A 12,872-nucleotide genomic window follows, 5' to 3' on the forward strand; every position below is an offset into this window, starting at 1 on the left:
AGACCCATCATGCCCGCCACCATTGTCGACTCCGCGATCTTCGGCGACATCTTCAGCACCGCCGCCATGCGCGCCGTCTGGTCGGACGAGAACCGCACCCGCAAGTACCTGGACATCGAAGCTGCCCTGGCCCGCGTCCAGGGCAGCCTGGGCATCATCCCGCCGGAAGCCGCCGAGGAAATCGTGCGCAACTGCGTGCTCGAGAAGATCGACATGGCCAAGCTGGCCGAGCAGACCCGCCGCATCGGCTACCCGGTGCTGGGCGTGGTCTCGCAGATCAACGCCCTGTGCCGCGACCGCCTGGGCGAATTCTGCCACTGGGGCGCCACCACCCAGGACATCACCGACACCGCCACCGTGCTCCAGATGCGCGAAGGCCTGGCCCTGGTGGACGCCGAGCTGGCCGCGATCTCGGCCGCGCTGGCCGACCTGGCGGCGCGTCACCGCGACACCCCGATGATCGGCCGCAGCAACCTGCAGCAGGCGGTGCCGATCACCTTCGGCTACAAGATGGCCGGCCTGCTGAGCGCCGTCGAGCGCCACCGCGAGCGCCTGGTCCAGCTGCGCCCGCGCGTGCTGGTCGGCGAGTTCGCCGGCGCCTCCGGCACCCTGGCCTCGCTGGGCGAAGGCGGCCTGCCGACCCAGGAAGGCCTGATGCGCGAGCTGGGCCTCGCCCAGCCCGACATCGCCTGGCACACCATCCGCGACAACATCGCCGAAGTCGGCTGCTTCCTGGGCATGGTCTGCGCCACCCTCGGCAAGCTGGCGATGGACGTCAAGCTGATGATGCAGACCGAGGTCGGCGAAGCCTACGAGCCCTACGCCCACGGACGCGGCTCCAGCAGCACCATGCCGCAGAAGCGCAACCCGATCTCGTCCTGCTATATCCACGCCTGCATCAGCGTGGTGCGCCAGCACGCCGCCGCCCTGCTCGACGCCAACGTGGCCGACCACGAGCGCTCCACCGGCCCCTGGGAGATCGAGTGGATCGCGCTGCCCGAGATCTTCTGCCTGTCGGCCGGCGCCCTGGCCCAGTCGCGCTTCGTGCTCGAAGGCCTGGAGGTGGACGCGGCCCAGATGCGCGCCAACCTCGACCTGACCGACGGCCTGGTGGCCTCGGAAGCGGTGATGATGGGCCTCGGCCCCTACCTCGGCCGCGAGTACGCCCACGACCTGGTGTACGACATCTGCCGGGTCGCCATCCGCGAGCGCCGCCCGCTGCTCGACCTGCTGGCCGAGCACCCCGAGATCGCGCGCCACCTCGACCGTCCGGCCCTGGCGCGCCTGTGCGATCCCGCCAACTACCTGGGCCTGTCGGGCGAGATGGTGGACCGGGTGCTGAACAGCCGCGCACGGCGGGCGGGGAACTAGACATCGGCTGCGGCTGCGCCGGGTGCACCGGCCGGCCGCTCGCCAGGTTTTTCAGTATTGCGCCCAGCGCAAGGCCCTCTTGCGCCCCGGCGAACCCACAATCACAACAAAGGAGACACCATGCACCTCAACAAACTCGCCCTGTCGACGGCCGCCATGGCCGTCCTTGCCCTGGCCGCCGGCCACGCCGCGGCCCAGTCGAACGTCAGCATCTACGGCATCCTGGACGGCGGCCTGGTGCGCGAGAGCGGCGGCCCCGGCGGCCACGTCAGCAACATCGGCGGCGGCATCGCCTCCTCTTCGCGCATCGGCTTCAAGGGCAAGGAAGACCTGGGCGGCGGCCTGGCGGCCGTGTTCCAGATCGAGAACGGCTTCGGCAGCGACACCGGCGCCGCCAGCCAGGGCGGCACGCTGTTCGGACGCCAGGCCTACGTCGGCCTGACCGGCGGCTTCGGCGCCTTCACCCTGGGCCGCCAGTACACGCCCTACTACAAGACCCTGCGCGACATCGGCGACCCCTTCGGCGCGGTCAGCCTGGCCGGCCGCTCGGGCAACCTGTTCGTCACCAATACCCGCGCCAACAACATGGTCGAGTACGTGAGCCCCTCCTACGGCGGGGTGAAGCTCGACCTGGCCTACGCCGCCGGCGAGGTGGCCGGCGACAGCACCAGGAACCGCCAGCTCGGCGCCTCGGTCGGCTACAGCGGCGCCGACCTGACGGTGCAGCTGGCCCACCACCGTATCGACAACGCCACCGCCACCGACGCCACCCGCAACACCCTGGTCTCGGCCCGCTACCGCTTCGGCAAGCTGCTGGCCCACGCCTCCTATGCCCACAACAAGGGCCCGCGCGACGCCGACAGCCGCGACATGCTGCTCGGCGCCACCATCCAGCTCGCCACCGGCAAGCTGCTGGTGTCCCACGTGCGCCACGACGACCGCGAGCCGGCCAACAACGACGCCAACCAGTGGGGCGTCGGCTACCACCACCAGCTGTCCAAGCGCACCGACGTCTACGTGGCCTACGCGAAGATCGACAACCGCAACGCCGCCGCCTTCAGGGTCGGCAACGCTTCCGACACCGGCACCGGCGACCGCGCCTTCAACCTGGGCGTGCGCCACAACTTCTGATCTCCAGTCCCACCATGAGCAAAACCCTACCCTGTGTCCTGATGCGCGCCGGCACCTCGCGCGGCCCCTTCTTCCTGCGTGAATGGCTGCCCGAGGACGTCGAGACCCGCGACCAGGTCCTGATCGGCGCCATCGGCGCCTCCGACCCGCTCCAGCTCGACGGCGTGGGCGGCGGCAGCACCCTCAACAGCAAGGTGGCGATCGTGTCGCGCTCCAGCCGGCCGGATTGCGACCTGGACTACCTGTTCGCCCAGGTCGGGGTCGGCCAGCGCTCGGTCGACACCCGCCCCAATTGCGGCAACATGCTGTCCGGCGTGCTGCCCTTCGCGCTCGAGCAGGGTCTGATCGAGGCCGACGAGGGCACGACCACCGCGCGCATTTACAACGTCAACACCGGCGCCCGCATCGAGGTCACGGTGCAGACCCCGGGCCGGCGCATTACCTACGAGGGCGACGCCCGCATCGACGGTGTGGCCGGCACCGCGGCACCGATCCACCTCAACTTCCTCGACGCCTGGGGCGCGGTCACCGGCAGCGTCTTTCCCACCGGGCGCCGCATCGACCGCATCGACGGCGTCGAGGTGAGCTGCATCGACGCCGCCATGCCGCTGATGATGGTGCGCGCCGCCGACCTCGGCCTGAACGGACGCGAAAGCCCGTCCGAGCTGGACGCCAACACCGCCCTGCTGGAGCGCCTGGAAGCCCTGCGCCGCACCGCCGGCGCGCTGATGGGCCTGGGCGACGTTGCCGACAGCGTAGTGCCCAAACCGGTATTGGTCAGCGCCGGCGAGGGCGAGGACAGCATCACCTCGCGCTATTTCACGCCGCGCCGCTGCCACGCCTCGCATGCGGTGACCGGCGCCATCGGCGTGGCCACCGCCTTCGCCTTGCCGGGCACCGTGGCCAGCCGCGCACGTCCGCGCGCCGGCACCGGCAACGTGACCGTGCTGCACCCGTCCGGACGGATCGACATCGAGGTCGAGGTGGAAGGCGAAGGCGAGGCCGCCACGGTGCGGCGCGCGGCGCTGCTGCGCACCGCCAGGAAGATCATGCAGGGCGAGCTGTCGATCCCCGACTACGTGCTGTCGCGCCCCGCGCCCGCGAGTGCGCCCGCGAGCGCGCCGGCCAGCGCTTCGGCGAGCGCGCCGGATGCCGCGCCGGATGCCGCCCCGGCCTTCCCGGCGCGCCCGATCCGGATCGTGGTGCCGACCGTGGCCGGCGGCGGCAACGACGCCATGGCGCGCGCCATCGGCGCGGCCCTCGGCAGGCGCCTCGGGCAGCCGGTGATCGTCGACAACCGCGCCGGCGCCAACGGCAGCATCGCCGCCGAATACGTGGCCGGCAGCCCGCCCGACGGCCACACCCTGATGCTCGGCTACATCGCCACCCACGCCATGAATCCGGCCCTGCAGCAGTTGCGCTACGACCCGGTGGCGGACTTCGCCCCGGTCGGCCTGGTGGGCTATTCGCCGACCCTGCTGGTGGCCGCGCCGGGCGCCGGCATCGCCAGCGTGGGCGAGCTGCTGGCGCGCCTGCGCGCGGGGCCGCAGGGCTTGCGCTACGCCTCGGCCGGCATCGGCACCGCCCCCCATTTCGCCGGCGCGATGTTCGCCCTGCGCACCCAGGCTGCGCTGCAGCACCGGCCCTTTGATGGCGCCGCCCACGCGGTCGACGCCACCATGTCGGGCCAGGTCCAGCTGATGTTCCCCAGCCTGTTCACCAGCGCCCGCCTGATCAAGAGCGGCAAGCTGCGCGCGCTGGCGGTCGCCGGGCCGCAGCGCAGCGCCATCCTGCCCGAGGTGCCGACCCTGGCCGAAGCCGGCGTCGAGGGCGTGGACGTGACCCAGTGGTATGCGCTGTTCGCGCCGGCCGGCACGCCGGACGCCGTGGTGGAGCGACTGAACGCGGCGCTGCGCGCGGTGCTGGCCGAGCCGGAGGTGGCCGCGCGCATCGAGCAGGACGGCGCCCGGGTCCAGGGCGGCACGCCGGAGGAGCTGCGCGCCCTGGTGCGCGCGGAGCTCGAGAAGTGGCGCGGGGTGGTCAGGGCGGCCAAGGAAAAGGGCGAACTCGCCCCCGCCTGAACGCGCCGCCCGGGCCTGCGCAAGGCCCGGCGCGCGCGTCCTGCGTGCGATGCCCGCCTGATGCGCAAGACGCATCAATCACAAAATAATTTGCAATATACAAATCAATAGGTTTACCCGACACTGATTCCATGCAGCGCCCCGGCGAGTCCGGCAGGCAGCGCGGAACACCACACCACAAATCAGGAGACAGACATGACGACGAAGCCCTTCCCCAAGCTGCTGGCCGTGGCGGCCGCCCTTACCCTGAGCGCCGGCGCCCTGGCCCAGGACTACCCGGCGCGCGCCATCACCCTGGTGGTGCCCTACGCCGCCGGCGGCGGCACCGACAACGTGGCGCGCGCCCTGGCCAAGGGCATGTCGGACAAACTGGGCCAGGCGGTGGTGGTGGACAACCGCGGCGGCGGCGGCGGCGCGATCGGCTCCAAGCTGGTGGCCAAGGCCGACCCTGACGGCTATACCCTGCTGTTCGTCAGCTCCTCCTTCGTCACCCACGCGGCGATCGAGGACAAGCCCTCCTACAACGTGACCAAGGACTATGCGCCGATCGCCATGATCGGCAGCGCGCCCCTGATCCTGGTCTCGAACAAGAACGTGGGCGTGAAGACCGTGCCGCAACTGATCTCGATGTCCAAGAAGCGGCCCGAGGGCATCAACTTCGCTTCCTCCGGACCGGGCACCGTGTTGCACCTGGCGGGCGAGCTGTTCAAGCAGCGCACCGGGGCCAACATGACCCACATCGCCTACAAGGGCAGCGGCCCGGCCACCGCCGACCTGCTGGCCGGGCGCACCCAGATCTTCTTCACCACCGTGCCGGCCATGGCCCCGCACGTGAAGGCCGGCGCGGTCGAACTGCTGGCGGTCACCGGCGCCGAGCGCTCGCCCCTATTCCCGAACACCCCGACCATCGCGGAAGCCGGCGTGGCCAAGTACAACATCACCACCTGGTGGGGCGTGCTGGCCCCGGCCAACACCCCGGCGCCGGTGGTGGCCAAGCTGAACAAGGTGATCAACGAGATCGGCGCCTCGGCCGACATGAAGAACCGCCTTGTGAGCGAGGGCGCCACGCCCTACAGCGGCACCCCGGCCGCCTTCGGCGCCATGCTCGGTTCCGAGCTGGCCCTGTGGCAGCAGGTCGCCAAGAGCTCCAACCTCAAGGACGTCGAGTAAGTCCTTGCCGCGCCGCCGCCCGGCGGCGCCCCTTTTCCCCGCAGCGCAGGAACGCGCGCCCCTCCGGGCGGGCGCCGGGGCCTGCCACGCCCGAATTTCACGCATCACAAGGAGACATCGCCATGCGCTTCATACGCAGTGCCAAGGACTTCTGGTCGGGAATCATGTTCCTGGCCATCGCCCTTTCCACCATCGTCATCGCCCAGGACTACCCGATGGGCAGCGCCGGGCGCATGGGCCCCGGCTTCTTCCCGGCCATGCTGGGCTGGATCCTGGCCGCCATCGCCCTGGTGGTCCTGATCGGCGCCCTCACCAAACCCGGCGAGGCCCTCGAACCGCTGGCCTGGAAGGACCTGGTCCTGGTGCTGGCCGCGGTGCTGCTGTTCGGCTTCCTGGTGCGCGGCGCCGGCCTGGCGATCGCGATCCCGCTGCTGATCGTGGTGAGCGCCTTCGGCAGCGTCAAGTTCCGCTGGAAGCCGACCCTGGCCCTGGCGGCCGGCGCGACCGTGTTCTGCGTGCTGCTGTTCGTCAAGGCGCTCGGCCTGCCGCTGCCGGTGCTGGGCAGCTGGTTCGGCGCCTGAGAGGAGAGCGACGTGGACATCTTCGCCAACCTGGCGGTCGGCTTCGAGACCGCCTTCACCCTCGCCAACCTGTTCTACTGCCTGCTCGGCGTCTTCGTCGGCACCGCGGTCGGCGTGCTGCCCGGCCTGGGGCCGACCGCCACCATCGCCATGCTGCTGCCGATCACGTTCGGCCTGCCGCCGGTCTCCTCCCTGATCATGTTGTCGGGCATTTACTACGGCGCCCAGTACGGCGGCTCGACCACCGCGATCCTGGTCAACCTGCCGGGCGAAGCCTCCTCGGTGGTCACGGCCCTGGACGGCTACAAGATGGCGCGCCAGGGCCAGGCCGGACGCGCCCTGGCCACCGCCGCCATCGCCTCCTTCTTTGCCGGCACCGTGGCCACCTGCCTGCTGGCCTGGTTCGCGCCGCCGCTGGCCAGCATGGCGCTGCAGTTCGGCCCGGCCGAATACTTCTCGCTCATGACCATGGGCCTGGTGGCCTCGGTGGTGCTGGCCCATGGCTCGCTATTCAAGGCGGTCGGCATGGTGGTGGTCGGCCTGATCCTGGGCCTGATCGGCACCGACGTGAACTCGGGCGCCACCCGCTTCACCTTCGACCTGCCGCCGCTGGCCGACGGCATCAACTTCGTGATCGTGGCGATGGGCATGTTCGGCCTGGGCGAGATCATCAAGAACCTCGAGCACGAGGAAACCCGCTCGATGACGATCAAGAAGATCGAGGGCCTGTTCCCGACCCGCGCCGACCTGCGCCGCATCGTCGGCCCGGTGCTGCGCGGCACCGGCCTGGGCTCGCTGCTGGGCATTCTGCCGGGCGGCGGCGCCATGCTGTCTTCCTTCGCCTCCTATTCGATCGAGAAGAAGGTCTCGCCCAACCGGGCCCAGTTCGGCAAGGGCGCGATCGAGGGCGTGGCCGCCCCGGAAGCGGCCAACAACGCCGGCGCCCAGACCTCCTTCATCCCCATGCTGACCCTGGGCATCCCGTCCAACCCGGTGATGGCCCTGATGATCGGCGCCATGATCATCCAGGGCATCCAGCCCGGTCCGGGCGTGATCACCGAACAGCCGATGCTGTTCTGGGGCATGATCGCCTCGATGTGGATCGGCAACCTGTTCCTGGTGGTGCTCAACCTGCCCATGATCGGCCTGTGGGTGCGCATGATCATGGTGCCCTACCACCTGCTGTATCCGGCCATCCTGCTGTTCTGCGCGATCGGGGTATTCAGCCTGAACAACAGCGACTTCGACATCACCCTGATGGCGGTGTTCGGCCTGTTCGGCTACCTGTGCGCCAAGCTCGACTGCGAGCCGGCGCCCCTGATGCTGGGCTTCATCATCGGCCCGATGATGGAAGAATACCTGCGCCGCGCCCTGCTGCTCTCGCGCAGCGACCCGATGGTCTTCGTCAGCAGCCCGATCAGCGCCACCATGCTGGCCATGTCCCTGGCGGCGCTGGTGATGGTGATGCTGCCGGCCCTGCGCAAGAAGCGCGAGGAAGCATTCGTCGAGTAAGTCCCGCAGCACCCGGGCGCGGCCGGCGGCGGCCGCGCCTCTCCCCAAAGCCGGGGTCGGCGCTGCGCCGGCGCCACGCTTTGTCCCGGCTTGCCTCCCCGGCGCGCAAAAATCTTGTCCTGCGCCGCCCCGGTCCGCGTCCGGCACGTTACAATCGGAGCTTCTAGATGCCGCAAGGCAACACCCTCCGCCTGTATCCCTTGCCAGACCGACCATGAATTCTCCCACTGCCCCGATTATCGAAACGCCCGAGATCGCCGAACACCGCCGGGCCGTCAAGGCCAGGCCGCGCGATGCGCGCAGCCATGCCATGCTGGGCCTGGCCCTGCTGCGCGCAGGCCGGCTCGAGGAGGGGGTGGAGAGCCTGAAGCGAGCGCTCACTATCGCGCCCGCGATGACTACCCTGCATGGTGTGCTGGCGCCCGCCCTGCACGACCTGGGACGGCGCAAGGAAGCGATCGAGGCCTACCGCCGCGCCCTGCGCGTCGCGCCCAAGGACGCCGACCTGCACAAGGGCCTGGCCGACGTGCTGCGCCAGGAGGGCCAGCACGAGGCCGCCGCCGCCAGCGCGGCGCGCGCCGCCGAACTGGCGGGCGGCGACGCCGCGGTCCAGCTCAGCCTGGCCGTGGCCAGGTTCGCGCACAAGGAATATGCGGAGGCGGCCGCCGCCTTCGAACGCGTGCTCTCGCTCCAGCCCGAGCATCTCGAGGCCCGCCTCGACCTGGGCCGCACCTATGTCCAGCTCCAGCGCCCCGAGGACGCGGCGCGCTGCTTCGAGCAGGTGCTGGCGCGCGAGCCGGGCCGCCTGGACGCCACGGTCGGCCTGGGCAAGTCCCTGCGCGACCTGGACAAGAAGAAGGAGGCGCGCGAGGTCTACCAGCGCGCCCTGGAACGCCACCCGGACGACGCCATGGTGCTCGCCGAGCTCGGCACCTGCCTGCAGGAGCTGGGCGAGCTGGAAACCGCCCGCGCCATCCTCGAGCGCTGCATCGAACTGGCCGAGCCGGACGAGAACGTGCTGCGCTCGCTCGGCCTGTGCCACTTCGAGATGGGCGACTGGGAGCAGGCGCGCGACTGCTGGCAGCGCGCCATGGACATGGCGCCCTCGCCCCTCTCCCACAGCTCGCTGCTGTTCCTGCTCAGCCACAGCCTGAGCGACGCCCAGGCCCTGACCGCCGAGCATTTCCGCTATGGCGAGCTGTGGGAAACCCCGCTGCTGCCGCTGCGCCGTCCGCACCCGAACCCCAGGGACCCGCAGCGCCCGATCCGGGTCGGCTTCGTCTCGCCCGACCTGCACAGCCATGCGGTGGCCCAGTTCATCTCGCCGGTGTTCGCCCTGCTCAAGGACAGCCAGTCGGTGCAGACCCATGTCTATTACAACAACCGCATCGACGACGACACCACCAAGCTGCTGCGCAGCTTCGTGCCGCGCTGGCGCTCGATCATCGACCTCGACGACGAGGAGGCCGAGCGCCTGATCCGCGAGGACGGCATCGACATCCTGATCGACCTGGCCGGACACTCGGCCCTGAACCGCCTGACCCTGTTCGCACGCAAGCCGGCCCCGGTCCAGGCCAGCTGGATCGGCTATGCCGGCACCACCGGCCTGAAGGCCATGGATTACTACCTGTGCGACCAGTTCTACCTGCCGGAGGGCCGCTACGACGAGCAGTTCAGCGAGAAGATCGTGCGCATGCCGCTGATCGCACCCTTCCTGCCGCACGCGGCGGCGCCCGAGGTCAGCCCGCTGCCGGCCCTGAAGAATGGCTACATGACTTTCGGCAGTTTCCACCGCAGCAACAAGATCAGCCGCGAGGTCATCGCCCTGTGGTCGAAACTGCTGCGCGCGACGCCGGATTCGAAGATGCTGCTGGGCGGCCTGAGCGGACGGGAGCAGAACATGCTGCGCTGGTTCGAGGAGGAAGGCATCGCGCGCGAGCGCCTGATCCTGCGCGAGCGCACCACCATGGGCCATTACCTGGCCCAGCACGCCGATGTCGACATCTGCTTCAGCCCCTTCCCCTACACCGGCGCGACCACGGTCTGCCATGCACTGTGGATGGGCGTGCCGACCCTGACCACGATCGGCCCGACCAACCCCAGCCACGCGGCCCTGGGCTACCTGGCCCACCTTGGCCTGAGCTCCTTCCTGGCCGACGACGACGCCACCTTCGTCAACCTGGGCGTGTTCCTGTCCCAGAACCTGCCGACCCTGGCCGCCCTGCGCGCCGGCATGCGCGAGCGCTTCACCTCCTCGGTGGTGGGCTACCCGGGCGTGGTGGCGGCCGGCCTGGAGCTGGCGCTGCGCAAGATGTGGGTGCAGTGGTGCGAGGGCAAGGCGCCGGAACACCTGCGCGTGCGCCTGTCGGAACTGTCGCCGGAATAAGCCCCGGCCAGATGCAAAAAGTGCCACACAAAAATATTTTAAAAAATTTCCGTGTGGCACTTAATGCCGGAAAGAAACCGGTCGCCTTGTACTGATGAGAGCGAGTGACGCACTCGATACAACGAACAGATTCTACCCAAACTGATTAGGAGTTCACCATGCTGAGCCTTCACACCAACAACGCTGGCCTGTCCGCACAAAACGCGATCACCCGCACCCAGAACTCGCTGTCGACCTCGATGACCCGTCTGTCGACCGGTTACCGCATCAACTCGGCAATGGATGACGCTGCCGGCCTGCAGATCGCTACCCGCCTGAAAGCCCAGACCTCGGGCATGGGCGTGGCAATGCGCAACACCCAGAACTCGACCTCGATGCTGCAGACCGCCGAAGGCGCGCTGGACGAAGTCAGCAACATGCTGATCCGCATGAAGGACCTGGCAACCCAGGCCGCCGACGCTTCGTCGACCACCGCCGACAAGGGCGCCATGCAGTCGGAATTCGACGCACTGGGCAAGGAACTGTCGAACGTCCTGAAGAACACCACCTTCGCCGGCAGCAAGCTGATGGACGGCGGCACCCTGGGCACCGCTGCCCTGCAGTTCCAGATCGGCGCTTCGTCGAGCGAGACCATGTCGGTCGACCTGTCGGCAGCGATGTCGGCCGTGACCTCGGCAGTCAGCACCGCGACCGCCAAGTACTCGGCTCCGACCGCGACCGCAGCCGGCACCGAAATCGCCACCGGCACCGCCGCCAACACCACCATCACCAACCTGACCACCGCCCTCGACAAAGTCGGCGAACTGCGTTCGGGCCTGGGCGCTGCGGCTAACCGTCTGGAACACGTGTACAACAACCTGGCCAACATCAGCACCAACAGCAAGGCCGCTGCCGGCCGCATCATGGACGTCGACTTCGCGACCGAATCCGCGAACATGACCTCCAACCAGATGCTGCTGCAGGCGTCGACCGCCATGCTGAAGCAGTCGAACAGCCAGTCCTCGCTGGTCATGTCCCTGCTCCAGTAATATAGCGCTACCCCGGGCCCACGGGCCCGGACCCGCCGATGGCCAACCTTCGGGTTGGCCATTTTCGTTTGAACCGCAGTCCGAGCCCGCTTCCGATCATGGCCGTCAACCTGCCCGCGCCCGTCCTTCCCGCCATCGTTCCCGCGACCACCGGCGCACCGGTCGGCCCGGTGGCGGCCGTCGCCCCGGCGGCCCTGCTGGCCAGCGCCGAGGAAGGCGGCCTCACCCTCCCCTTTTCCCAGTCACTGCCGGCCGGGGCCAAGGCGCCGGCGCCGGAAACCGGCGCCGAAGGCCCGGCCATGCGCCCCGACCAGCTCATGATGGCGCGCCAGCTGGCCTATCCGGCCCTGCGCGGCGACGCCCTGGCGGCCGGCTGGCAATCGATGGTCCGCACCGACGGCGCCCAGGCGGCGCGCCGCGCCGTGCAGGAGCAGAGCGGCCAGCTGGCGCCGGCGGCGCTGCTGGCCGGCCAGGAAGGCCGGGTGCTGCGCCCGCTCGATCCCCATGCCAACCCGCTCGAGGCCTGGCGCTTCACGGTGCACGCGGGCGGCGCCCATGCCCACACCCTGCGCGTGATCGGCGACGAGGACGAGCGTGAGCGCCGCCAGCATGCGCGCGGCCGCGCCGCGCTGCGCCTGGAGCTGGTGCTGGATGACGGGAGCAAGGTGGTGGTGCAGGTCGAGCCCCTGCCCTATGGCCTGGCGATCGAACTGTGCGCGCCCGACAAGGCCGTGGCCGCGCGTCTGCGCGCCCTGCAGCCCGAACTGGAACGCGTGATCAAGGCCGCCGGCCTGGAAGTGCTGCGCTGGAGCTTCCGCGACAGCCTGCCCGCCGGCCGGGTGCACGCCAGCAGCGCGCTGGACGCGGCCGCCGGCGCCCTCAACCTGCCGGTGTTTCGCGCGGTGGCCGAGCTGGCCCTGCTGCTGCCGGCGCTCGGCGCCAACGAACCGGCTCAGGCCTGAGCCAGCTGCCAGCCGGGCGCGCGCCGCGACAGCACGCGCGCCGGCACGCCGGCCGCGGTGCAATCGGCTTCCAGGTCGCGCGTCACCACCGCGCCCGCCCCCACCACCGTCCAGGCGCCCACCGTGCGGCGCGGGATCACCGAACTGCCGACGCCCAGCTCCGCGCCTTCGCGCAGCAGCACGCCGCCGGCCAGGTGCACGCCCGGGGCCAGGGTGACGAAATCCTCCAGCACGTCGTCGTGGGCCAGGGTGCTGGCCACGTTCAGGTGCACATGGGCGCCGAGCCGGATGTCGGTGGTCAGCATGGCGCCGGCGCACACCACCGTCCCCTCGCCCAGCGCCACCCGTTCGCCGACCCAGGCGCGCGGATGGACCAGCGCCGGGAAGGGATTCGGCGCGCGGGCGCGGATGCGTTCGACGATGGCGCGGCGCGCGGCCGGCGCGCCGACCGCGACCACCACCGCCACCTCGGGACGGGCGGCCAGCCAGTCCAGTCCGCCCAGCACCGGCAGGCCCGCCACCTCGGGCGGGGCCGGGAAGCGCTCGTCCACCACGAAGCCGGCGACATCCCAGGCGCCGATGTCGCGCACCAGTTGCAGCAGCTCGCGCCCGTGGCCGCCGGCGCCGAAGATCGCGATCGGCGCGCCCAT

The 12,872-nt window shown here is 70.2% G+C and carries 10 protein-coding genes; 9 read left to right on the plus strand and 1 reads right to left on the minus strand.

Annotated elements, in window-relative coordinates:
• Positions 1 to 9: 9 nt before the first annotated feature.
• The 9 genes from B0920_RS12305 to B0920_RS12345 all read left to right on the plus strand — a co-directional run bounded on the left by B0920_RS12305 (position 10) and on the right by B0920_RS12345 (position 12,222).
• Positions 10 to 1,371 (plus strand): adenylosuccinate lyase family protein, encoded by a 1,362-nt coding sequence (locus tag B0920_RS12305; RefSeq protein ID WP_078032768.1) that lies wholly within the window; start codon positions 10 to 12, stop codon positions 1,369 to 1,371.
• Positions 1,372 to 1,491: 120 nt separating this feature from the next.
• Positions 1,492 to 2,502 (plus strand): porin, encoded by a 1,011-nt coding sequence (locus B0920_RS12310; protein WP_078032769.1) that lies wholly within the window; start codon positions 1,492 to 1,494, stop codon positions 2,500 to 2,502.
• Positions 2,503 to 2,516: 14 nt separating this feature from the next.
• Positions 2,517 to 4,583 carry a 4-oxalomesaconate tautomerase gene (locus B0920_RS12315; protein WP_078032770.1) on the plus strand — a complete coding sequence of 689 codons (2,067 nt, stop codon included), beginning with the start codon at positions 2,517 to 2,519 and terminating at the stop codon, positions 4,581 to 4,583.
• 195 nt (positions 4,584 to 4,778) lie between these two features.
• A complete protein-coding gene (locus B0920_RS12320) occupies positions 4,779 to 5,753 on the plus strand; it encodes a tripartite tricarboxylate transporter substrate binding protein (RefSeq protein ID WP_078032771.1) in 975 nt (324 codons plus the stop codon).
• 122 nt (positions 5,754 to 5,875) lie between these two features.
• Positions 5,876 to 6,334: a tripartite tricarboxylate transporter TctB family protein gene (locus B0920_RS12325; protein ID WP_078032772.1), complete on the plus strand. Its 459-nt coding sequence runs from the start codon at positions 5,876 to 5,878 to the stop codon at positions 6,332 to 6,334.
• 12 nt (positions 6,335 to 6,346) lie between these two features.
• A complete protein-coding gene (locus B0920_RS12330; RefSeq protein WP_078032773.1) occupies positions 6,347 to 7,846 on the plus strand; it encodes a tripartite tricarboxylate transporter permease in 1,500 nt (499 codons plus the stop codon).
• Positions 7,847 to 8,060: 214 nt separating this feature from the next.
• On the plus strand, positions 8,061 to 10,232 hold the full coding sequence (locus B0920_RS12335; protein WP_078032774.1) for a tetratricopeptide repeat protein: 2,172 nt from the start codon (positions 8,061 to 8,063) through the stop codon (positions 10,230 to 10,232).
• A 158-nt stretch (positions 10,233 to 10,390) separates the two neighbouring features.
• Positions 10,391 to 11,260: a flagellin gene (locus B0920_RS12340; RefSeq protein WP_078032775.1), complete on the plus strand. Its 870-nt coding sequence runs from the start codon at positions 10,391 to 10,393 to the stop codon at positions 11,258 to 11,260.
• A 98-nt stretch (positions 11,261 to 11,358) separates the two neighbouring features.
• The gene (locus tag B0920_RS12345; protein WP_078032776.1) at positions 11,359 to 12,222 is read left to right on the plus strand and encodes a hypothetical protein; all 864 of its coding nucleotides are present in this window, start codon (positions 11,359 to 11,361) and stop codon (positions 12,220 to 12,222) included.
• Here the strand turns inward: B0920_RS12345 and B0920_RS12350 are convergent.
• Positions 12,213 to 12,872, minus strand: a complete 660-nt coding sequence (locus B0920_RS12350; RefSeq protein WP_078032777.1) for an acetyltransferase — start codon at positions 12,870 to 12,872, stop codon at positions 12,213 to 12,215. The two genes, B0920_RS12345 and B0920_RS12350, sit on opposite strands and share 10 nt — an antisense overlap.

Origin of the sequence: Massilia sp. KIM (genome assembly GCF_002007115.1) — a bacterium.
Taxonomy (GTDB): domain Bacteria; phylum Pseudomonadota; class Gammaproteobacteria; order Burkholderiales; family Burkholderiaceae_D; genus Telluria.